This window comes from Amycolatopsis sp. NPDC104587, from assembly GCF_055583645.1.
On record NZ_JBVJNO010000008.1, the window covers coordinates 301136 to 321163 of the forward strand.

General features: G+C 71.6%; 22 protein-coding genes. 12 read left to right on the plus strand and 10 right to left on the minus strand.

Going from position 1 to position 20028, the window contains the following annotated elements:
* Positions 1-18: 18 nt before the first annotated feature.
* A complete protein-coding gene (locus tag ACZ61C_RS26400) occupies positions 19-273 on the plus strand; it encodes a hypothetical protein (protein ID WP_465310497.1) in 255 nt (84 codons plus the stop codon).
* Here the strand turns inward: ACZ61C_RS26400 and ACZ61C_RS26405 are convergent.
* Positions 263-1468 carry a multidrug effflux MFS transporter gene (locus ACZ61C_RS26405; protein ID WP_465310498.1) on the minus strand — a complete coding sequence of 402 codons (1206 nt, stop codon included), beginning with the start codon at positions 1466-1468 and terminating at the stop codon, positions 263-265. The two genes, ACZ61C_RS26400 and ACZ61C_RS26405, sit on opposite strands and share 11 nt — an antisense overlap.
* A 202-nt stretch (positions 1469-1670) precedes the next feature.
* Between ACZ61C_RS26405 and ACZ61C_RS26410 the strand changes: the two genes are divergently transcribed.
* Genes ACZ61C_RS26410 through ACZ61C_RS26435 form a run of 6 tightly spaced genes read left to right on the plus strand, consistent with a single transcriptional unit; the run spans position 1671 to position 8178 of the window.
* Entirely contained in the window at positions 1671-2522 is an 852-nt protein-coding gene (locus tag ACZ61C_RS26410) for a fumarylacetoacetate hydrolase family protein (RefSeq protein WP_465310499.1), read from the plus strand.
* A 2-nt stretch (positions 2523-2524) separates the two neighbouring features.
* The gene (locus ACZ61C_RS26415; RefSeq protein ID WP_465310500.1) at positions 2525-3829 is read left to right on the plus strand and encodes an enolase C-terminal domain-like protein; all 1305 of its coding nucleotides are present in this window, start codon (positions 2525-2527) and stop codon (positions 3827-3829) included.
* Positions 3822-4568 carry an SDR family NAD(P)-dependent oxidoreductase gene (locus tag ACZ61C_RS26420; protein ID WP_465310501.1) on the plus strand — a complete coding sequence of 249 codons (747 nt, stop codon included), beginning with the start codon at positions 3822-3824 and terminating at the stop codon, positions 4566-4568. The genes ACZ61C_RS26415 and ACZ61C_RS26420 overlap by 8 nt, the downstream gene beginning before the upstream one ends.
* 33 nt (positions 4569-4601) lie before the next feature.
* On the plus strand, positions 4602-5648 hold the full coding sequence (locus tag ACZ61C_RS26425) for a sugar ABC transporter substrate-binding protein (protein ID WP_465310502.1): 1047 nt from the start codon (positions 4602-4604) through the stop codon (positions 5646-5648).
* A complete protein-coding gene (locus tag ACZ61C_RS26430) occupies positions 5645-7168 on the plus strand; it encodes a sugar ABC transporter ATP-binding protein (RefSeq protein WP_465310503.1) in 1524 nt (507 codons plus the stop codon). Before ACZ61C_RS26425 ends, ACZ61C_RS26430 begins: the two co-directional genes overlap by 4 nt.
* On the plus strand, positions 7165-8178 hold the full coding sequence (locus ACZ61C_RS26435; protein ID WP_465310504.1) for an ABC transporter permease: 1014 nt from the start codon (positions 7165-7167) through the stop codon (positions 8176-8178). The genes ACZ61C_RS26430 and ACZ61C_RS26435 overlap by 4 nt, the downstream gene beginning before the upstream one ends.
* Before the next feature lie 28 nt (positions 8179-8206).
* Here ACZ61C_RS26435 and ACZ61C_RS26440 read toward each other — a convergent pair whose 3' ends face one another.
* Positions 8207-8938, minus strand: coding sequence for a FadR/GntR family transcriptional regulator (locus ACZ61C_RS26440; RefSeq protein WP_465310505.1), 732 nt, complete (start codon positions 8936-8938; stop codon positions 8207-8209).
* A 79-nt stretch (positions 8939-9017) separates the two neighbouring features.
* Here ACZ61C_RS26440 and ACZ61C_RS26445 point away from each other — a divergent pair, with 79 nt between their 5' ends.
* The 3 genes from ACZ61C_RS26445 to ACZ61C_RS26455 are packed head-to-tail and all read left to right on the plus strand — an operon-like array spanning position 9018 to position 11193.
* Positions 9018-9371 (plus strand): L-rhamnose mutarotase, encoded by a 354-nt coding sequence (locus ACZ61C_RS26445; RefSeq protein WP_465310506.1) that lies wholly within the window; start codon positions 9018-9020, stop codon positions 9369-9371.
* On the plus strand, positions 9368-10339 hold the full coding sequence (locus ACZ61C_RS26450) for an aldo/keto reductase (protein WP_465310507.1): 972 nt from the start codon (positions 9368-9370) through the stop codon (positions 10337-10339). The genes ACZ61C_RS26445 and ACZ61C_RS26450 overlap by 4 nt, the downstream gene beginning before the upstream one ends.
* Entirely contained in the window at positions 10336-11193 is an 858-nt protein-coding gene (locus ACZ61C_RS26455) for an amidohydrolase family protein (RefSeq protein WP_465310508.1), read from the plus strand. The genes ACZ61C_RS26450 and ACZ61C_RS26455 overlap by 4 nt, the downstream gene beginning before the upstream one ends.
* Before the next feature lie 31 nt (positions 11194-11224).
* Here the strand turns inward: ACZ61C_RS26455 and shbA are convergent, their stop codons facing one another.
* The 4 genes from shbA to ACZ61C_RS26475 form a co-directional block, all read right to left on the minus strand.
* Entirely contained in the window at positions 11225-11878 is a 654-nt protein-coding gene (gene shbA / locus ACZ61C_RS26460) for an RNA polymerase sigma factor ShbA (protein ID WP_465310509.1), read from the minus strand.
* A gap of 254 nt (positions 11879-12132) precedes the next feature.
* The gene (locus ACZ61C_RS26465) at positions 12133-12429 is read right to left on the minus strand and encodes a DUF202 domain-containing protein (RefSeq protein ID WP_465310510.1); all 297 of its coding nucleotides are present in this window, start codon (positions 12427-12429) and stop codon (positions 12133-12135) included.
* Positions 12430-12994: 565 nt separating this feature from the next.
* Positions 12995-13348 (minus strand): YidH family protein, encoded by a 354-nt coding sequence (locus tag ACZ61C_RS26470; protein WP_465310511.1) that lies wholly within the window; start codon positions 13346-13348, stop codon positions 12995-12997.
* Positions 13349-13359: 11 nt separating this feature from the next.
* The gene (locus tag ACZ61C_RS26475) at positions 13360-13830 is read right to left on the minus strand and encodes a GtrA family protein (RefSeq protein WP_465310512.1); all 471 of its coding nucleotides are present in this window, start codon (positions 13828-13830) and stop codon (positions 13360-13362) included.
* Positions 13831-13978: 148 nt separating this feature from the next.
* On the opposite strand from ACZ61C_RS26475, the gene ACZ61C_RS26480 reads away from it, so the two are divergent.
* Complete coding sequence (locus ACZ61C_RS26480) at positions 13979-14389, plus strand: hypothetical protein (RefSeq protein ID WP_465310513.1); 411 nt, start codon at positions 13979-13981, stop codon at positions 14387-14389.
* Positions 14390-14470: 81 nt separating this feature from the next.
* Positions 14471-14764: an iron-sulfur cluster biosynthesis family protein gene (locus ACZ61C_RS26485; RefSeq protein WP_465310514.1), complete on the plus strand. Its 294-nt coding sequence runs from the start codon at positions 14471-14473 to the stop codon at positions 14762-14764.
* Between the two features lie 42 nt (positions 14765-14806).
* Here the strand turns inward: ACZ61C_RS26485 and ACZ61C_RS26490 are convergent, their stop codons facing one another.
* From ACZ61C_RS26490 to ACZ61C_RS26505, 4 genes are all read right to left on the minus strand, one after another.
* Positions 14807-15931 carry a glycerate kinase gene (locus ACZ61C_RS26490; RefSeq protein WP_465310515.1) on the minus strand — a complete coding sequence of 375 codons (1125 nt, stop codon included), beginning with the start codon at positions 15929-15931 and terminating at the stop codon, positions 14807-14809.
* On the minus strand, positions 15928-16860 hold the full coding sequence (locus ACZ61C_RS26495) for a 2-hydroxyacid dehydrogenase (protein ID WP_465310516.1): 933 nt from the start codon (positions 16858-16860) through the stop codon (positions 15928-15930). Before ACZ61C_RS26495 ends, ACZ61C_RS26490 begins: the two co-directional genes overlap by 4 nt.
* Before the next feature lie 30 nt (positions 16861-16890).
* On the minus strand, positions 16891-17778 hold the full coding sequence (locus tag ACZ61C_RS26500; RefSeq protein ID WP_465310517.1) for an SGNH/GDSL hydrolase family protein: 888 nt from the start codon (positions 17776-17778) through the stop codon (positions 16891-16893).
* 109 nt (positions 17779-17887) lie between these two features.
* Complete coding sequence (locus ACZ61C_RS26505; protein ID WP_465310518.1) at positions 17888-19975, minus strand: alpha-galactosidase; 2088 nt, start codon at positions 19973-19975, stop codon at positions 17888-17890.
* Positions 19976-20028: the final 53 nt, after the last annotated feature.

Genomic DNA, 20028 nt, shown 5'->3' on the forward strand with positions numbered 1-20028 from the left:
AGGTTGCACGATGGAAGCATGACCGACCACGAAACCCTGCGCGCGCTCGCTGACGAGGGCAACGAGACCGCGCTCGACCGCCTGGCCGACCTCGCCGACGCCCGCGGCGACGTCGAGGAGCTGAGCGAACTGCTCGACGAAGGCTGCGACCACGCCGGGGAGCTCCTGACCCGGCGTGCGGTCGCCGAAAACGACCTCCTGGGGCTGCAGCGGATCGCCGACGCCGGGCACGAACCGGCCGGTGAAGAGCTGGAGCGGCTGCTCAGGAAGTAGCCGGGCGGGTCAGCGCCAGATAAGCCACCAGGGCCAGCACCGCGAACCCCGCGATCGTCGCGGCCATCGGCACCGCGGTCCCCGGCCCGCCCAGCCCCACCAGCGGCGTCGCCACCGCGCCCACCACGAACTGCAGCACCCCCAGCAACGCCGACGCCGCCCCCGCCGACCGCGCGTGGGCCGCCAGCGCCAGCGAGCTCGCGTTCGGCATCACCAGCCCGATGCTCGACACCAGCAGGAACAACGACACCAGCAGCAAAACCAACGGTGCGTGGAAGAACGCCGAAACCAGCGTCGCGGACCCGCCGAAGACGCCCAGCACTAGTCCCGAAAGAAGCAGGGCCCGCTCGGGCACGCGCCCCACCAGCCGGCCGTTGAGCTGCCCCGCCAGGACGATGCCGACGCCGTTGACGCCGAACACCACGCTGTACGCCTGCGGACTCAGCCCGTACACACCCTGCAGCGTGAACGACGAACCCGAGATGTAGGCGAACATCGACGCGAACAGCAGCCCGGACGCCAGCGCGTACCCCGCGAACGACCGGTCCAGCGCCAGCCGCCCGTAGGTCCGCATCACCTGGCCGAGCCGCGCCGGCGACCGCGAGGAAGACGGCTCCGGGAAGGCGAACACCACCACGGCCAGCAGCAGCGCGCCGAACGCCGTCAGCACGACGAACACCCCGCGCCACGACGTCCAGTTCAGCAGCTGCCCGCCGATCAGCGGCGCCAGGATCGGGGCCAGCCCGCTCACCAGCATCAACGTCGAGAAGAACTTCGTCATCGCGGTGCCGGAGAACAGGTCCCGCACGGTCGCCCGCGCGATCACGATGCCCGCCGCCGCGCCGAGGGACTGCACACCCCGCGCCGCGACCAGCAGCCACGCGTCCGGGCTCACCGCGCACAGCACCGACCCCACGACGTACAGCACCAGCCCCACCAGCAGCGGGCGACGGCGGCCCAGCGCGTCCGACAGCGGCCCGAGCACCAGCTGACCGATCGCGAGCCCGGCGATGAACGCGCTGAGCGTCAGCTGGACGGTGGTGTCCGCCGCGTGGAGGTCGGCCGCCATCCGTGGCAGCGCGGGCAGGTACATGTCGATCGACAGCGGCCCGAAGGCCGAGAGACCACCCAGCACGAGGACGAACTTCACCTGCGTCCGCCTGCTCGTCGCGGTACTTTCCGACGTGGTGGTCATGCGCCTCCTCGGGTCCCTGTCTCCGACCAGCGACGCGGTGACCTGCGCTATTCCGGCTGTGAGCGGTGACACCCCGTGCTCAAACGAGCACTGAACCGGTACTGATCCGATCAATTTCCGGCCGATTGGGCGGTGGCTCTGGATCGAGGGTCGAGACTGCGATATACATCGGATGTCTGGTCGAGCGGTGAAGGGAATATCCGTGCAGCTTGTGCGCCTCGGGGAGCCGGGTAGTGAGCGTCCGTTCGTGCGGGCCGGCAACGGCACGACCTACGGCCTGAGCGGCCTGACCGCCGACATCGACGGCGGGTTCCTCGCGGCAGGCGGCGTCGCCCGGGTGGCCGCCGCGCTAGCCGCCGGGGAGCTGCCGGAAGAGAACGTCGACGGCCTCCGCGTCGGCTCGCCGATCGCCCAGCCCGGCAAGGTCGTCTGCATCGGCATGAACTACCGCCGCCACGCCGAGGAGACCGGCGCGACCCCGCCGACCGAGCCCGTCGTCTTCATGAAGGCGCCGGACGTCGTGGTCGGCCCGGCCGACGACGTCCTCATCCCGCGCGGGTCGGTCAGCACCGACTGGGAGGTCGAGCTCGGCGTCGTCATCGGGAAGACCGCGCGCTACCTCGACAACGTTGACGAAGCCCTGGGTCACGTCGCCGGTTACGTCGTCTCCAACGACGTTTCCGAGCGCGCGCTGCAGTTCCGGACCGCGCAGTGGGACAAGGGCAAGTCGTGCGAGAACTTCAACCCGCTCGGCCCGGGGCTCGTCCCGGCGAGCGAGGTGCCCGACCCGCAGGACCTCGGCCTCCGCCTCTGGGTCAACGGCGAGAAGAAGCAGGACTCGAGCACCAAGGACATGATCTTCTCCGTGGCCGAGATCATCCACCACCTGAGCCAGGTGATGGTGCTGCGCCCCGGCGACCTGGTCAACACCGGCACCCCGGAAGGGGTCGCGCTCGGGCAGCCCGACCCGAAGCCGTACCTGCGCGACGGCGACGTGGTCGAGCTGGAGATCGACGGGCTCGGCCGGCAGCGCCAGACCGCGAGGCAGGCCTGACCATGGCGAAGATCATCGGCATGGAGGTCCTCGACGTCCGGTTCCCGACGTCGAAGGAGCTCGACGGCTCCGACGCGATGAACCCCGACCCGGACTACTCGGCCGCGTACGTCGTGCTGCACACCGACGGCGGCCCGGACGGCTACGGCCTCGCGTTCACCATCGGCCGCGGCAACGACGTCCAGGCCGCCGCGATCCGCGCGCTCGCCCCGCACGTCGTCGGCCGTGCGGTGCCCGAGGACGCGGCCGCGCTCGGCGCCCTCTCGCGCACGCTCGTCGGCGACTCGCAGTTCCGCTGGCTGGGCCCGGAAAAGGGCGTCGCGCACATGGCCGTCGGGGCGGTGGTCAACGCCGCGTGGGACCTCGCCGCGCGCCGCGCGAACCTGCCGGTCTGGAAGTTCGCCGCGCGCATGACACCCGAAGAGCTCGTCAGCCTCGTCGACTTCCGCTATCTGAGTGACGCGCTCACCGAGGCCGAAGCCTTGGAGATCCTGCGTGCCGCCGAACCCGGCCGCGCCGAACGGGCGAAACGGCTCGAAGCCGACGGCTACCGCGCCTACAGCACGTCCCCCGGCTGGCTCGGGTACGCCGACGCGAAGCTGGTGCGGCTGGCCGAACAGGCCGTCGCGGACGGCTTCGACATGATCAAGCTGAAGGTCGGCGGCAACCTCGAGGACGACGTCCGCCGCATGAAGCTGGCCCGCGAGACGGTCGGGGACGGCATCCGCATCGCCGTCGACGCCAACCAGCGCTGGGACGTCCAAGCCGCGGTCGACTGGATGACCGAGCTCGCGCCGTACGACCCGTACTGGATCGAGGAGCCGACGTCGCCCGACGACGTCCTCGGGCACGCGGCCATCGCGAAAGCGCTGGCGCCGATCAAGATCGCCACCGGTGAGCACGTCCAGAACCGCGTGGTCTTCAAGCAGCTGCTGCAGGCGAACGCGATTTCGGTGCTGCAGCTGGACGCCGCGCGGGTCGGCGGGTTCACCGAGAACCTGGCGATCCTGTTGCTGGCCGCGAAGTTCGGCGTGCCGGTGTGCCCGCACGCCGGCGGTGTCGGGCTCTGCGAGCTGGTCCGGCACCTGTCGATGTTCGACTTCGTGGCGGTGTCCGGCACCGACGCGGACCGCTCGATCGAGTGGGTCGACCACCTGCACGAGCACTTCACCGACCCGGCCGTCGTCGAACGCGGCCGGTACCTCGCCCCGACCGTCCCCGGGTTCTCCGCGCGCATGCACGACGCCACGCTGCGCCGGTTCCGCTTCCCGGACGGTCCTGAGTGGACGGAGACCGCAAGTGAGTGAATTCGAGGGCCTGGTGGCCGCCGTCACCGGAGGCGCCTCGGGCATCGGCAAGGCGGCCGCGGACCTGCTGGCCGAGCGCGGCGCGCGGGTGGCGGTCCTCGACCTGAAGCCGGGCGACGACGGCATCCGCTGTGACGTCTCCTCCGACGACGAAGTCCGCGCCGCGATCGACACCGTCGTGGAACGCTTCGGGCGGCTCGACATCCTGGTCAACAACGCCGGGATCGGCGCGCAGGGCGACGTCACGGCCAACAACGACGACGAGTGGCACCGCGTGTTCGACGTCAACGTCGTCGGCATGGTCCGGCTCGCCCGGGCCGCGCTGCCGCACCTCAAGAACTCGCCGTCCGCGGCGATCGTGAACACCTGCTCCATCGCGGCCTGGGCCGGCCTGCCCAACCGCGCCCTCTACTCGGCCAGCAAGGGCGCGGTGCTCTCGCTGACCCTGGCCATGGCGACCGACCACCTGCCCGACCGCATCCGCGTCAACTGCGTGTGCCCCGGAACGGCGGACACCCCCTGGGTCGGCCGCCTGCTCGACGCCGCCGAAGACCCGGCGGCCGAACGCGCGGCCCTCGCGGCGCGCCAGCCGATGGGCCGGCTGGTCACCGCCGACGAGGTCGCGAACGCGATCGTCTACCTCGCCGGCCCCCTCTCGGCTTCGACCACCGGCACCGCGCTCGCGGTCGACGGTGGCATGTACGGCCTGCGCCCGCGCGGTCCGGTCCCACCCCGGTAAGACTTGATTTCCGCTGTCATCAAGGAGGATGCGGTGCGCACGAAGGTGATCCAGGTGGCCGCGACGGCCACCGTCTGCGGCCTGGTACTGGCCGCCTGCGGGTCCACTAAGGACAATGCGTCGGCGCCCGCGGCGGGCGGCGGCAACCCCGGCGGCAAGGTCGGCGCGACCCTGCCGCTGCTGACCTCGCCGTTCTGGCAGGCCTACAACAACTACGTCCCGCAGATGGCCAAGTCCGAGGGCGTCGACGTCCTCCCGACGGTCAACGCCGACAGCGACCCGGCCAAGCTGATCACCGACATCGGCACCTTCCTCAACCAGGGGGTCAAGGGCCTGGTCGTGACGCCGCTGGACTCCGCGGCCATCGTCGCCGGGCTCAAGCAGGCCGAGAACAAGGGTGTGCCGGTCGTCGCCGTCGACGTCGCCCCCGAAAGCGGCAAGGTCGCCATGGTGGTGCGCGCCGACAACAAGGCCTACGGCACCAAGGCGTGTGACGCGATCGGTGAGAAGGTCAAGTCCGGCAAGGTCGTGCAGATCCAGGGTGACCTCGCCTCGGTCAACGGCCGCGACCGCTCGGAGGCCTTCAAGGCCTGCATGACGCAGAAGTACCCGGGCATCCAGGTGCTGGACATCCCGGCCGAGTGGAAGGCCGACAAGGCGTCCTCCGGCCTGGACAGCATGCTGACGGCGAACCCGGACATCAAGGGTGTCTACATGCAGGCCGGCGGGGTCTACCTGGCCCCGACCCAGCAGGCGCTCAAGCGCAAGAACCTCTCCTTCCCGGTCGGCGACCCGAAGCACATCGTGCTCGTGTCCAACGACGGCATCCCGCAGGAGCTGGCCGCGATCCGCGCCGGCGAGCTGGACGCCACCGTGTCCCAGCCGGCCGACGCCTACGCGAAGTACGGCCTGTACTGGCTGAAGAAGGCCATGGCGGGCGAGACGTTCAAGCCGGGCCCGACCGACCACAACAGCACCATCGTCGAGATCAGCCCCGGCATCCTCGAGGACCAGCTGCCCGCGCCCGTCATCACCAAGGACAACGTGGACGACAAGGCCCTGTGGGGGAACAACCTGTGACCGCGCTGCCCGCCGGCGAACCCGCCGTCCCGGTGGTCAGCGCCGTAGGAGTCGGGAAGCGCTACGGCCCCACCGTGGCCCTGGACGACGTCAGTCTCACCGTGCACCCCGGCGAGTCGCACGCGCTCGTCGGGCGCAACGGGGCCGGCAAGTCGACGCTCGTCACCATCCTCACCGGTCTGTCCGCGACGGACACCGGGCACGTCGAGTTCGGCGGCGAGCCGGCCCCGCCGCTGTCCAAACAGGACGACTGGAAGGCGCGGGTCGCCTGCGTCTACCAGCACGCGATGGTCGTCCCGCAGCTCACGGTCGCCGAGAACCTGTTCCTCAACCGGCAGGCCGGCGGCGGGTTCGCCATCGGCTGGAAGTCGTTGCGCCGCAAGGCGCGCGAGCTGCTCGACTCGTGGGACGTGCACGTCGACGTCGACACGCCCGCCGGCGAGCTGTCGGTCGAGGACCGGCAGTTCGTCGAGATCGCCCGCGCGCTGTCCTACGGCGCCCGGTTCATCGTGCTCGACGAGCCGACCGCGCAGCTGGACAAGCAGGCCATCGAGCGGCTCTTCGAGCGGATGCGGCAGATGCAGGCGAACGGCGTGACGTTCCTGTTCATCTCGCACCACCTGCACGAGGTGTACGAGGTCTGCCAGGCCGTCACGGTGCTGCGCGACGCGAAGCACGTCCTGACCGCGCCGGTCGCCGAGGTCGGCCGGGCCCAGCTGGTCGACGCGATGACCGGCGAACCGGGCGGGCTGTCCGTCCGCGACGCCAGCACACGTGAGTCGCTGGAGGCGGACGCCGCCGAGATCCTCACGGTCGACGGCCTCTCCGGCGACGGCTTCGCCGACGTCTCGTTCCGGCTCCACCGCGGCGAGGTCGTCGGGCTCGCGGGCAGCAACGCCAGCGGCAAGCACCAGGTCGCCGAGACGGTCTACGGCCTGCGGACGCCGTCCGCGGGCACGGTCCGGGTCGACGGCAAGCCGCTGCCGCCGGGCGACATCCCGGCGGCGCTGCGGGCCGGGATCGGCTGCGTGCCCAGGGACCGGCACCACGAAGGCCTGGTGCTGGAGCACCCGATCATGGACAACACGACGCTGTCCATCTTGGACAAGATGGGCCGCGGCGGGCTGGCGTCGCCGAAGACGCGGTTCGCGAAGGCGTCCCAGGCGCTGAAGGACTACGACATCGTCGCGGCGAGCGCCGAGCAGCCGGTGTCCGACCTGTCCGGCGGCAACCAGCAGAAGGTCGTCCTCGCGCGGGCCCTGGCCGGCGACCCGCGGGTCGTGGTGCTGATCAACCCGACCGCGGGCGTGGACGTGAAGTCGAAGGAGGCGCTGCTCGCGGTCGTGGACCGGGTGCGCGCCGAGGGCAAGGCGGTGCTGATCGTCAGCGACGAGCTGGACGACCTGCGCCTGAGCGACCGGGTCCTGGTGCTGCGCGCCGGAGCCGTGGTCGCCGAGCACCAGGCCGGGTGGTCCGACGGCGACCTCGTGGCCGACATCGAAGGAGTCGAGCTTTCGTGACCGACGTGATGACCTCCCCGCAGACGGAGCTGCCCGCACCACCCCGGCGCCGCAAAGCCGGCTGGCTGCGTGAGCTCGCGCTGCTGCCCGCCCTGGTCGTCGTCTTCGTGATCGGCGGCCTGGTCGACGACACCTTCGTCGGCTGGAGCAACATCGTCAGCATCCTGACCGCGTCGGCGGCGCTGTCGCTGGTCGTGCTCGGCGAGTCGCTCGTGCTGATCACCGGGAAGTTCGACCTGTCCCTGGAATCCACGATGGGCCTGGCGCCGGCGCTCGGCGCGATGGTCGTGATCCCGGCGGCGTCGGCCGGCTTCGGCGTCGAGCTGCCCGCCGCGATCGGCCTGCTGGTGATCCCGCTGTGCGGGGCCCTGGTCGGGTTCCTCAACGGCTTCCTGATCGTGAAGCTGAAGCTGAACGCCTTCATCGTCACCCTCGCCATGCTCACCGTGCTGCGCGGTGTCCAGGTCGGGTCGACCAAGGGCAAGACGCTGTTCAACCTGCCGGACTCGTTCACCAACCTGGCGACCACGACGTTCCTCGGGCTGCCGATGTCGGTGTGGCTGGCCGCGGCGCTGTTCGCGGTCGCCGGCTGGGTGCTGCGCTACCACCGCGTCGGCCGGGCGCTCTACGCGATCGGCGGCAACCGCGAAGCCGCGCGGGCGGCCGGTGTCCGCGTCGACCGGATCGCGTGGGCGGTGTTCGTCGTCGCCGGGATCCTCGCCGCGATCGGCGGGCTGGCGTACACGGGTTATGTCGGCGCGCTGGGCGCCAACCAGGGCTCCGGGCTGATCCTGCAGGTGTTCGCGGCGGCAGTGATCGGCGGTGTCTCGCTCGACGGCGGCAAGGGCACGCTGATCGGCGCCCTCACCGGCGTCCTGCTGCTGTCGTCGGTGTCCAGCCTGCTCAACTACGCGCACGTGACGGCGGAGTGGCAGGGGGCCATCTACGGCGCCATCATCCTGGTCGCGCTGATCATCGCCCGGTACGCGGGCGGAAAGCCCCAGACCTGATGGTCACTCCGTGATCATCGGATCACTGTCAGGAGGCTTCCGCGGCCGGCCCGTCGTCCGCATCGGGCACCGTCGGGTCGTCCGCGGTGCCCAGGGCGTTGCGCAGCCACTGCTCGACGCCCGCGACGTGCACGGTCGCCCACGAGCGCGCCAGCTCCGGCTCGCGCGAGGCGATGGCCTCGTAGATCGCCGTGTGCTGCTCGCGCGTCTTCGCGACCGCGCCCTCCTGGGTGAGGCCGCGCCAGATGCGGGCGCGGGCCGTCGGGCCGGAGAGGCTGTCGAGCAGCGAGCACAGCACGGGGTTGCCGGAGCCGTCGGCGATCTTGCGGTGGAACTGCAGGTCGTTGGCGACCAGCGCCTCGACGGTCGGCGAGTCCTCCAGCTCGCCGAGCAGCGCGCCCAGCTCGGTGATGTCGTCGTCGCTCATGTGCAACGCGGCCAGCGCGGTCGCGGCCGGCTCGAGGATCCGGCGCACGGCGAGGAAGTCGAGCACGGTGTCGTCGCGGTGGAAGTCGACCACGAACGTCATCGCGTCGAGCAGCAGGTTCGGCTCGAGGCTGGTGACGTAGGTGCCGTCGCCCTGGCGCACGTCGAGCACCCTGATCAGGCACAACGCCTTCACGGCCTCCCGCAGGGAGCTGCGCGAGAGCCCGAGCCGCTGGGCCAGCTCGGCCTCCTTCGGCAGCCGGTCGCCCGGCGCCAGCTCGCCGGAGATGATCATGTCCTTGATCTTGTCGATCGCGACATCGGTGACGGGCATCTGTCCGCCCTCCCTGCAACAGACCTCGGATGTTTCGGTGTTCCTCCCCAGCGTGCCATGTCCCGGCCAAGGAGTGGTGATGACCCACCAACGCGAACCGCACTGTGACTCCAAAAGAGTGGTGGCGCTCCATACCCGGCTCAAGCCCGGCAAGGAGGCCGAGTACGAGTCCGTCCACGCGGTCATCCCGCCCGAGCTGGACGTGGCCCTGCGCGAAGCCGGTGTCCGCAGCTGGCGGATCTGGCGTAACGGTCTCGACCTCTTTCACGTCGTCGAAGTCGACGACTACGCGGCGATGCGGGCGGCGTTGCGGGACCACCCCGCCAACGTCCCGTGGCAGGCCAGGATGGCCGAGCTGCTGGCCGTCGAAGACGACTACTCCGGCGACGACACCGGCATCGGGCTGGTCTGGGAACTGCCGGTGAAGGAGTGACGGCGTTGGAACTGTCCCCGCTCGGGCTCGGCTGCGCGCAGCTGGGCAACCTCTACCACGCGATCACCGACGAGACCGCGGCCGCGACCGTGCGCCGCGCGTGGGACGAGGGCATCCGGTACTTCGACACCGCGCCGCACTACGGCCTCGGCCTGTCGGAGACCCGGCTCGGCGCGGCCCTGCGGTCCTTTCCCCGCGACGAGTACGTGCTCTCGACGAAGGTCGGGCGCGTGCTCGAGCCGAACCCCGGCGGCGCCGGCGCCCAGGACGACCAGGGCTTCGCCGTCCCGGCCGCGTACCAGCGCCGGTGGGACTTCAGCCGTGACGGCGTCCTGCGCTCGATCGAGGACAGCCTGGTCCGGCTGGGGCTGGACCGCGTCGACGTCGTGTACGTCCACGACCCCGACGACCACTTCGAGGAAGCCCTTCGCGGCGCCTTCCCGGCGTTGCGCGAGCTGCGGGAGCAGGGCGTGATCGGCGGGTTCGGCGCCGGGATGAACCAGGCGCCGATGCTCACCGAGTTCGTCCGCCGGACCGAGCTCGACGTGCTGCTGGTGGCGGGGCGCTACACGCTGCTCGATCAGCCCGCGCTGGACGAGCTGCTGCCGCTCTGCCTCGATCGTGGCGTTCGCGTGGTCATCGGCGGCGCGTTCAACGGCGGCATCCTGGCCACGGCCGAACCGGGCCGCGTCTACGACTACGCCGAAGCGCCGCCGGAGCTGGTCGAGCGGGCCGCCCGGATCGCGGCGGTCTGCGCGCGCCACGGGGTCGAGCTGCCGGAAGCCGCGCTCGCGCTGCCGATCGCGCATCCGGCGGTGGCGTCGGTGGTCGTCGGCGCGCATGATCCGGAGCAGGTGAGCGTGAACGCCCGGCGAGCGCGGGCGGTCGTGCCGCCGGAGCTGTGGACGGAGCTGGTCGACGCGGGCCTGCTGCGCGCCGACGTCGTGATCGCCGAAGGAGTCTCATGATCGACGCCCACCACCACCTCTGGGACCCGTCGCGGCGCGAGTACCCGTGGATGGCGGGGGCGGCGATGGACCCGATCCGCCGCCCGTACACCGTCGACGACCTGCGCGCGGTGACGAAGGCGGCGGGTGTCCACGCGACAGTGCTGGTGCAGACGGTGTCCTCGGCCGAAGAGACCGAGGAGTTCCTGGCGACGGCGGTGGCGGAACCCGTGGTCGCGGGGGTGGTCGGCTGGGCCGACCTCACCGCACCGGACCTCGCCGACCGCCTGGCGGCGTTGCGCGAGCGCGGACCGCTGGTCGGCCTCCGCCACCAAGTCGAGGACGAGCCGGACGACGACTGGCTGCTGCGCCCGGGCGTCGTGGCGGGCCTGAACGCGCTGGCGTCGGCCGGCCTGACCTACGACCTGCTGGTGCGCACCGCCCAGCTGCCCGCGGCGGCCGAGCTGGCGCTGCGGCAGCCGGAGCTGCGGCTGGTGCTCGACCACGCGGCGAAGCCCCCGATCGCGTCGGGGGAATGGGAGCCGTGGGCGTCCGGGGTGGCGGCGCTGGCCGCGCGCGAGAACGTCGTGTGCAAGCTGTCCGGGCTGGTCACGGCCGCGGACTGGTCGGGCTGGGAAGTGGGGCACCTGCGCCGGTACGTCGACCACGTGCTGGAGGTGTTCGGCCCGTCGCGCGTGCTGTTCGGCTCGGACTGGCCGGTCTGCGAGCTGGCGGCGTCCTACGAGCTGGTCCTGGACGCGGCGATCGCACTGACGGGCTCGCTGTCGGACGCGGAGCGGCTGGCGGTGTTCGAGCACAACGCCCGGCGCGTCTACGCGGTGGATGCGAGCGAGGACACCTCTTCCAGGGGGTAAAAGAGGTGTCCCCGCCCGCGGCTGTGATGGCCTAGAACTCGTCGTCGCGGATCATGCCGCGCAGGCGCGTCAGCGCCCGGTGCTGCGTGACCCGCACGTTGCCCGGCGAGATCCCGAGCGCTTCGGCGGTCTCCTGCGCGGAGAAGCCGACGGCGATGCGCAGGGTCAGGATCTCCTGCTGCACCCGGGGGAGCGACGCGAGCAGCCGGCCCAGGCGCGCGCCGAGGTCGAGGCTGAGCGCGTGCGTCTCCGGCTCGTTGCCGACGAGCGGGCGCTCCGGGAGCTCGGGGACGGGCTCCGAGCGGTCCCGGGCGACGGCGCGGTAGGCGTCGGCGACCTTGTTGGCCGCGATCGCGTGGACGAGGTAGAGGAAGGAGCCCCCGCGGTCCTGGTAGTCGGGGAGCGCCTTGAGGACGGCGAGGCAGACTTCCTGCGCGACGTCGTCGGCGGACAGGTACGACAGGTCGCGCCCGCCCATGCGCGCCCGGCAGTACCGGACCACGACCGGCTCGATCATCTGGAGGAGGTTGTGGATCGCGGCGGGGTTGCCCTCGCCCGCGTCTTTCACCAGAGGATCGAGGTCCTCCTTGGTGAGCCGTCCGCTGGGCCGAGGCAGTGACTCCGGAGTGCGATAATCGTGAATCTCACTGGAAGCCTGCTCGGTGGTCCTGGGCGGTGCTGTCATGAGTCGTCTCCCCGGCCGACCCTCGACCGTCGCTGCCGGGGGTTCCACTCTCCGTGACCGTTCGGTGACAGGTACTCCGGGAGACCCGGCCTTACCTGCGTTCCGTGCGACGCTGGGTAATCGTAAGCACCTGATGGCGGATCAGTCCAGATTTCAACGACCAATACCCCGTTCGCAGGAGCGACCGTGATGTTACCGCGACCCGACGCCGCACATTGCGATTAATCGGTTTCAGGATGTGCCGAGTTCACTCGTCAGTGGAGGATGACCACGGAAGTGGCAGTCACCGTGACGGCGAGCGACGCCAGGGCGGGCATGACCGGGTGAAGCGGCCGCGGTTCGGGTGCCCGCAGCGCCCGTTCGCGCTGGACACCGACGCCGGCGAGGAGCACGGATGTAGCAGCCGCGAAGAGCACCGGGACCAGAGCGAGGCCCCAGTGGTGCTGGGCGGCGGCGTGAAGGAGAAGGGCAGTGCAGGCGGCGGACCCGAGGGCGGTGCGCCGCCAGGCCAGCCCGGTCCGCTCGGCCTGCGCCCCGGCGGGGGCGGTCACGGCCGGGCCCCGAAACCGAAATAATCGCGAACGGCCCGCAGTCGGGGAGCGCGGTAGCGTCCCGGGGCGGGTCGCTCACGGTCCGTCGTCCGGGGGTTCGGGTCCGCGGTGGCCGTTGAACACTGGTCACCTGGTGTAGTTACGGAGACACCAGTAGCCCCGCAACCGCCCGACCCTCCGGCGCGAGTTCCGGTGGCGAGATCACCGGCCGGCCGCACCACCACGACAGCCGTCGTCCATCCAGGTGCGCCAGGCGCCCGCCCAGATACCCACCCGACCCCTCCCGGCGTGCGAGTCGACCCTCCAGACACGCGAGTCGACCCCTCAAGCACGCGTGTCGACTGTCCAATCACGCGAGTCGTCCGTCCGGGCACGCGAGTTGACCCTTCAGTCACGCGTGTTGCCCCTCCAGTCACGCGTGTTGCCCCTTCAGTCACGCGTGTTGCCTCTTCAGTCACGCGTGTTGCCCCTCCAATCACGCGAGTTGACCCTTCAGTCACGCGTGTCGGCTCCCCAAACACGCCTGCCGACCCTCGCGGCACGCAACCCGGCCGCTCAACCCCGCTCAAGACACCACCAGCAAGACCGCCGCAGCCACGATCAGGGCCAGCAAGCCGCCGGTCAACGCCACGATCATCCAGCTCCGAGGCAACGGCTCCCCGGCCCGCATCGCGATCTGCACCCGCCGCCACCGCGGATACGCCGTCGCCGCGAGCACTGCCGCTAGCACCACGCACAACCCCGACAGCACCGCGCTCGCCGCCGCCGGGGCCGGGACCAGCTGGTGGACCGCCACGCCGCCGGCCACCAGGCCCAGCGCCGTCCGGAGCCAGGCCAGGAACGTGCGCTCGTTGGCCAACGTGAATCGATAATCCGGCTCGTCGCCGCCCGAATGGGGCCTGATCTCCTCTGCAGCCACGTCCGCAGACGCTAGCGGGCAGCCGGCTCCTCGGCTCGGTGCGCGAACACCCACCAGCGCAGCACCGCGAACCGGACGAAGCCGCCGACCAGGCTGGACAGCAGCAGCGTGCCCGTCTCCTCCCACGACGTCGGCCGGTCGACGACCGCGTCGAGGATCGCCAGGACCGCCGAGCCGTACCCGGCGTAGAAGGCGAACGTCAAGAGGTCCTGCAGGTGCCGCTTGCCGGCGTTGCTCTGCCGTCCCGCGAAGGTGACACGGCGGTGGAACTCGGTGTTGCCGAGCGTCGTCAGCGCGATCGCGACCAGGTTCGCGACCTGGGAGCCGAGCTCGTCGCGCAGCAGGAGGAACAAGACCGCCTGGACGCCCGTTGTCACCACGCCGGCCACGACGTACCACGCCGCGTGCGTGCCGAGCTCGTGGTGCCGGTCGGGGTCGGTGGCGAGCAGCCGGTGCTCCGGTGCGCACCTGGTGGTGGCCATGATCCGAAGCTACTCCGCATTCACAAACTTGTGAATATGTTAAACCCGTTGAAGAAATGTGATCCCGGCGACACCACCGGGGTTTCGCCCTCCGGCGCCTCGGGTAGGTCACCGGCGATGCCTACTGCCTACGCGCCGGGAGAACCCTGTGAGTGACCGTGACTCGGCCGAACCGGAAAGCCTGAGCCCCAGCGAGGCGCTGGACGAGGACGAGCTGCGCGTCGACCCGCTCGAAGAGGGTGTCGAGCCGCCTGAACACTGGAGCGCCGCCAACCGCTTCGGCACGACGCCCAACGAAGCCCGCGAAGGCGAGCCGATGGCGCAACGCCTCGCCGAAGAGGAGCCGGACACCGAGCCCGAGCCGGTCCCGGACCGGCCGATCGCGGCGACGCCGGCGGACGAGCTCGACGAAACGGTCGAGGACGCCCCGGCGGACTTCGAGCAGGTGACCCCGGACGACGACGTGCCGCACCGGCACGCCGACCCCGATCCGGGGGAGCGGGCGGACTACGCCGGCGGCTCTGTGGCGGACGCCATCCGCCAGGCCCGGCAGGGCTGATCCGCTCAGACTGCGCGTCCGAACGGCCGCCCCTAGCGTGGGGCACCAGTGCATCGGACCGCGACGAAGGGAAGGCCGAAGATGCTGACCGTGACCGAAGCCGCCGCCGAGGCGATCACCGCATTGACCAGCCAGAGCGAAGGGGACGCCGGGCTCCGCCTGGCGGTCCAGAACGCCGAGGGCGAAAGCGCACAGCTCGCGCTGTCCGTCGCCCCCGAACCCACCGAGGGTGACAGCGTGCTCGGCGCCGAGGAAGGCCCGAAGGTCTTCCTCGAACCGCAGGCGGCGGCGTTGCTCGACGACAAGGTGCTCGACGTCCAGGAGGACGAAGCCGGCGGAGTCGCCTTCGCCGTCTTGCCGCAGCACACGAGCTGACCGCGGCGAACGGGCCTTTCGCACCGCGGAAGGCCCGTTCGCCTAGCGGGGCCGCCAGGCGCTGACGAGCACCGCGGCCCGCACCCGCAGCAGTTCCGCCGCGTGGGCGCGGGCGTGGGCGAGCGACGGCGCGTGGTCGATCAACGCGCTGCTGGCGACGACGCCCAGGCTCGCCAGCCCGGCTTCGTCGAGCTGGATCCGCCCCGCCAACGCCATCAGCGGCACCCCGCGCGGCCTCGCGCGCGCCGCGATCCCGGCCGGCGCCTTGCCGTGGAGACTCTGTTCGTCGAGTGATCCCTCGCCGGTGATGACAAGGTCGGCGCCGACGAGCGCCTGGTCGACCCCGGTCAGCCCGGCGATGAGGTCGAACCCGGACTCCACGGTCGCGCCCAGCCCGGCGATCGCGCCGGCCGCGACCCCGCCACCGGCCCCCGCGCCCGGCACCCGGCTGACGTCCGGGGCGCCACCCACCTGCAGCGCGTGCGCCCAGCGCGCGAGAGCGTCGTCGAGCACCGTCACTTCCGACGTGCCGGCGCCCTTCTGCGGCCCGAACACCGCCGCGGCGCCGTCCGGGCCGAGCAACGGGTTCGTGACGTCGGTCGCGACCGCGACGCTCACGCCCTCCAGCCGTTCCCGCACCGGCGTCAGCTCGGTCGACGCGACCCGCGTCAACGTTCCGCCGCCGAGCCCGACCGGCGCGCCGAACGCGTCGAGCACCCCGGCGCCGAGCGCGCCCAGCATTCCGGCGCCGCCATCGGTGCTGGCCGTGCCGCCGACCGTCAGGACGAGCCGGCGGGCGCCGTGGATCAGCGCGTCCCCGAGCAGTTCGCCGACCCCCCAGGTGTGCGCGGCCAGCGCGGTCGCCGGGCTCGGCTCGACGAACTCGATCCCGCACGCGCGCGCCGACTCGATGTACGCAGTGCCGTCCAGCACCGCGTACGACGCTTTCACCGCCGCCTCGAGCGGACCGCGGACGGTCAGCCGGACGATCCGCGCACCTGCGGCTTCGAGCACGTCGAGCGTGCCTTCACCGCCGTCGGCGACGGGGCAGGTGACGATGTCGGCGTCCGGCAGCGCGTCCCGCACGCCCAGCGCGATCGCCTCCGCGGCCTCGACCGCGGTGAGACTGCCCTTGAACTTGTCGGGCGCGATGACGACTCGGGTCACGGCTTCACCTCCGTCAGCGGGGCACGCCCGCCGAGCACTTCGACGACGTTGCGGGCGGCCAGCACGGCCATCGCGGTGCGGGTCTCGACGGTGGCCGACCCGAGGTGCGGGCTCAGCACGACGTCGTCGCGCCCGAGCAGCCGCGGCTCGACGTCGGGCTCGTGCTCGAAGACGTCGAGCGCGGCGCCGGCGATCTCCCCGGCTTCGAGCGCGTCCGCCAGCGCCGCCTCGTCGACGACCGGGCCGCGGGTCGTGTTCACCAGGTAGGCACCGGGTTTCATCGCGCGCAACGCGGCGGCGTCGATGAGGTGCCGCGTTTCCGGCGTCAGCGGGCAATGCAGTGAAACGACGTCGGAGCGTTCCAGGAGTTCCTGAAACGTAACGGATCCACGGCTGGACCGTCCTGAATGGACGATCGACATGCCGAACGCCTCGGCGCGCCGAGCCACCGCCCGGCCGATCTCGCCGAGCCCGACGATGCCGAGCGTCTTGCCCTGCAGTCCCGAGCCCAGCAGGAAACCGAGGTGGAACGACCACGGCGTCCGCGAGCGCAGCAGCCGTTCCCCTTCGCCGAGGCGCCGCGTGACCGCGAGCAGCAGGCCGAAGGCGAGATCCGCGGTGGCCTCGGTGAGCACACCCGGCGTGTTGGTGACGACGACACCGCGCTCGGCCAACGCCGGGACGTCGACGTTGTCGTAGCCGACGGCGGCGTTCGCGACCACCTTGAGATCCGGCCCGGCGGCGTCGGCCAGCGCGCCGTCGAGCCGGTCGTGCAGCATGCCGACCACCGCCGACGCGCCGGCCACGAACTCGTGCAGCTCTTCGGAGGTCAACGGGCGGTCGGCGGGGGACACCGCCACCTCGCCCGCCTCGGCGAGCAGCTTCACCGCCTCGTCGGGAATCCATCGGGTCACCGCGATCTTGGCCACCCCGACAGCCTAGGCCACGGCACCGACAGTTCAGCCCCGCCGGACCGCCGCCAGGACGATCTCCGACTGCGCCGCCGCGCCCGCGCCGTTGGGGTGGAAGGGGAACGCGAGCAGGAGCGGGTTGCTCGCCGAGATCGGGATCAGGCCTTCGGCGTAGCGCACGGTGGGCGCCTGGCACGCGTCGTGGCCGACGGTCGGGGTGTAGGTGTCGACGAGCTCGGCGCCGTTGGCCGCGGCGACCCGCGCGAGCATGGCGTTCATCTGCAGGAACTTCGCCTGCAGGTACGCGATGTCGCCGTCGGCGACCGGGATCACCGGCCAGCACCCCTTGCCGCTCGCGGGCAGCCCGGCGAGGTAGTTCACCAGCAGGACCCGCGCGTGCGGCGAGCGCTCGTGGATCCCCTGCAGCGCGTTCGCGACCTTGGGCTCGCTCGCCGCGACGGCGTTTTCCAGCTGGTCGACGCCGCCGGCGGTGAACTTGGCCTTGCAGGTGCTGATCGGCAGCAGGTTGAGGCACTTCGTCACGGCTGAGGCGAGCCCGATGTCGTTGCCGCCGATCCCGACGGTCACCAGGTCGGTGGCCGTCGTCAGCCGGTCGAACTGCGGCGGGTTCGTGCCGCCGAGCGGCAGCTTCTGCGGCTGCGTGAAGTCGGGTGTCGCGGCGCCGCCGCAGCTGGCGTCGCGGAAGGTTTCGACGCCGAGCGCGCCCGCGACCTCGTGCGGGTAGTCCGATGTGGACTGGGCGCAGTCGAGCGGGGTGAACTCGGTGGTGGGCGGGAAGGTGACGAAGACGTCGGCGGTCCACGAATCGCCCAGCGCCACGTACTCGTGGTAGCTGGTGCTCGCCGACGCCGGAGCGGCGAAGGCGAGCGCGGCGATGGCGGGCACGGCGAGGAGAGTGAACAGGCGCCGGCGCATGCTGCCTCCGTTGGCGAGCGGCGAAGTGAAGGACTTTCACATTCGCCGGACGCCTCGTGAAAAGTCAATGCGCCTCACCCGTCCTGGTGACGCCGGTCGGCGTGGGTATTCAGGCCCTGGTCAGCCGCACCACCGCGCTCGCGTAGCCGCTCCCGGGCAGCTCGACGTCGAGCCCGTGGCTCAGCAGCACCGCGCCGTGGTGCTCGACGCCGTCCTGGTCGCGGTACCGCGCCGAAGGGTCCAGCCCGGCGAGCCGCGGCGGGGTGAACGGGCGCGCGAACTCCGTGGGCCGCCGCCAGAAGAACACGACCACGGAGTCGCCCAGCACGTACTGGACCGCGGTCAGCGCGGCGGTCGCCGGGTCCGCCAGCCGGTACTGGACGCCGTGCTGCACGACCGGCCGGATCTCCTTGTACAGCGCGACGAGCGCCGTCGCTTCGTCGAGCTCGGCGGCGCTCCACCGCGGCAGGTCGCCGCCGAGACCGAGCACACCGGCCATCGCGACGTGGAACCGGAAGCGCAGCGGCGCCTCCCGGCCGGTTGTCGGGTTCGGGCTGTCGGTCACCCAAGCCGACATCGTGCCGGCGGGGTAGAGCTGCCCGTACCCGTGCTGGATGCCGATCCGGTCGGCGGCGTCGGTGTTGTCGGACGCCCAGATCTCGTCGGTCCGCGCGAGGATTCCCAGGTCCGTGCGTCCGCCGCCACCCGCGCAGCCCTGGATCCGCAGGCCGGGGTGGTCGGCCCGCAGCCGGTCGAAAATCGTGTAGACGGCGCGGACGTGGTCGACCCAGAGCCGTCCGGGATCGTCGCTCGAGGGCCAGCCCGCCTCGGTGAACGCGCGGTTCATGTCCCACTTGAGGTAGTCGACGCCGTGCTCGCCGACCAGCCGGTCGAGCCACTTGTGCGCCCAGCCGGCGACGTCCGGGCGCGCGAAGTTCAGCACGAGCTGGTTGCGCAACGTCGTCCGCGAGCGGTGGGCCATGTGCAGCACCCAGTCCGGGTGTGCGCGGTAGAGGTCACTGTCCGGGTTGACCATCTCCGGCTCGACCCACAGCCCGAACTTCATGCCGTGCGCGTGGACGGCGTCGACGAGCGGCCCGAGCCCCGCCGGGAAGCGCTGCTCGTTGGCGGTCCAGTCGCCGAGCCCGGCGGTGTCGCCGGTGCGGGCGCCGAACCAGCCGTCGTCCATGACGAACAGCTCGACGCCGAGCTTCGCCGCGGCGTCGGCCAGGGACGTCTCGGTGGTTTCGTCGACGTCCCAGCCGGTCGCCTCCCACGAGTTGTAGACGATCGGCCGCAGCTCCTCGGGATGCGGCTGGACGAACTCGCGGACGTAGGCGTGCCAGCGCCGGCTCGTGCCGCCGAAGCCGTCGGCCGCGTAGAGCCCGGCGAACACCGGCGTCTCCCATGTTTCCCCGGGTTCCAGCCGCCAGCCGACGTTCTCGTGCCCGAACCCGCCGGTCCACGTGACGCGCCCGGTGTGCGTCCGCTCGACGGTGATCCGCCAGCTCCCGCTCCACGCGAGCGCGCTCGACCACACCTCGCCGGACGTCTCGGTCGCGTCGCCCGCGTCGAGCATCACCCACGGGTCGACCTGGTGGCTCGACACCCCACGACGGCTGGTCAGCGTGGTTTCCCCGACCGGCAGCGGTTCGCGCAGCACGCCGTGCTCGGCACTCCACGCGCCGGACGTCCGGCTCAGCCGCGCGCCGTCGCGCCGGGGGAGTGTCCACGACGCGGAATCCGTGCGCAGCAAGGAGACCGGCTCGTCCCCGGTGTTGCGCAGGGTCGTCCACCGCTCGAGGACTTCGCCGCGGACGCGGTAGTGCAGCGAAAGCTCGAGCGGGTAGTGCCGGTCCGCGAGCCGCACGACCAGAGCGCCGTCTTCGAGCGCGTAGCCGTCGTAACGCCACTCCAGCGCCGACGTCCCGTCCGCGTAGCGCACGGCCAGCGCCGCGACGCCGAAGAACGCGCCGCCCTCGGCCGGCAGCTCGAGCCGTTCGTCGCCCGGCTCGTCGAAGCTGCTGTCGGCCGGGTTGCGCCGCGCGGCGACCTGCCCGGCCTGCGCCAGCGTCAGCGGCGGCCCCCAGTGCACGTGCCGCGGCCGGTCGTCGGAGTCGAGCCGGAAGGCGTACGAGCTCTCGGGGGTGCGCAGCAGCCACAGCCGGTGCGCGGGGTCGTGTTCCACGAGCGACATGGACCTGAGCGTAGGGATGACCAGCCAAAAAATAAATTCTTGACGAAGTTAAT

What these genes read in the sequence shown, in the direction of transcription:
- ACZ61C_RS26485 (WP_465310514.1), top strand. Translation starts at nt 14,471, where the DNA reads ATGCTGACCGTGACCGAAGCCGCCGCCGAGGCGATCACCGCATTGACC.
- ACZ61C_RS26500 (WP_465310517.1), bottom strand. Translation starts at nt 17,778, where the DNA reads ATGCGCCGGCGCCTGTTCACTCTCCTCGCCGTGCCCGCCATCGCCGCG.
- ACZ61C_RS26440 (WP_465310505.1), bottom strand. Translation starts at nt 8,938, where the DNA reads ATGCCCGTCACCGATGTCGCGATCGACAAGATCAAGGACATGATCATC.
- ACZ61C_RS26455 (WP_465310508.1), top strand. Translation starts at nt 10,336, where the DNA reads ATGATCGACGCCCACCACCACCTCTGGGACCCGTCGCGGCGCGAGTAC.
- ACZ61C_RS26505 (WP_465310518.1), bottom strand. Translation starts at nt 19,975, where the DNA reads ATGTCGCTCGTGGAACACGACCCCGCGCACCGGCTGTGGCTGCTGCGC.
- ACZ61C_RS26475 (WP_465310512.1), bottom strand. Translation starts at nt 13,830, where the DNA reads ATGGCCACCACCAGGTGCGCACCGGAGCACCGGCTGCTCGCCACCGAC.
- ACZ61C_RS26405 (WP_465310498.1), bottom strand. Translation starts at nt 1,468, where the DNA reads ATGACCACCACGTCGGAAAGTACCGCGACGAGCAGGCGGACGCAGGTG.
- ACZ61C_RS26415 (WP_465310500.1), top strand. Translation starts at nt 2,525, where the DNA reads ATGGCGAAGATCATCGGCATGGAGGTCCTCGACGTCCGGTTCCCGACG.
- shbA (WP_465310509.1), bottom strand. Translation starts at nt 11,878, where the DNA reads ATGACAGCACCGCCCAGGACCACCGAGCAGGCTTCCAGTGAGATTCAC.
- ACZ61C_RS26400 (WP_465310497.1), top strand. Translation starts at nt 19, where the DNA reads ATGACCGACCACGAAACCCTGCGCGCGCTCGCTGACGAGGGCAACGAG.
- ACZ61C_RS26445 (WP_465310506.1), top strand. Translation starts at nt 9,018, where the DNA reads ATGACCCACCAACGCGAACCGCACTGTGACTCCAAAAGAGTGGTGGCG.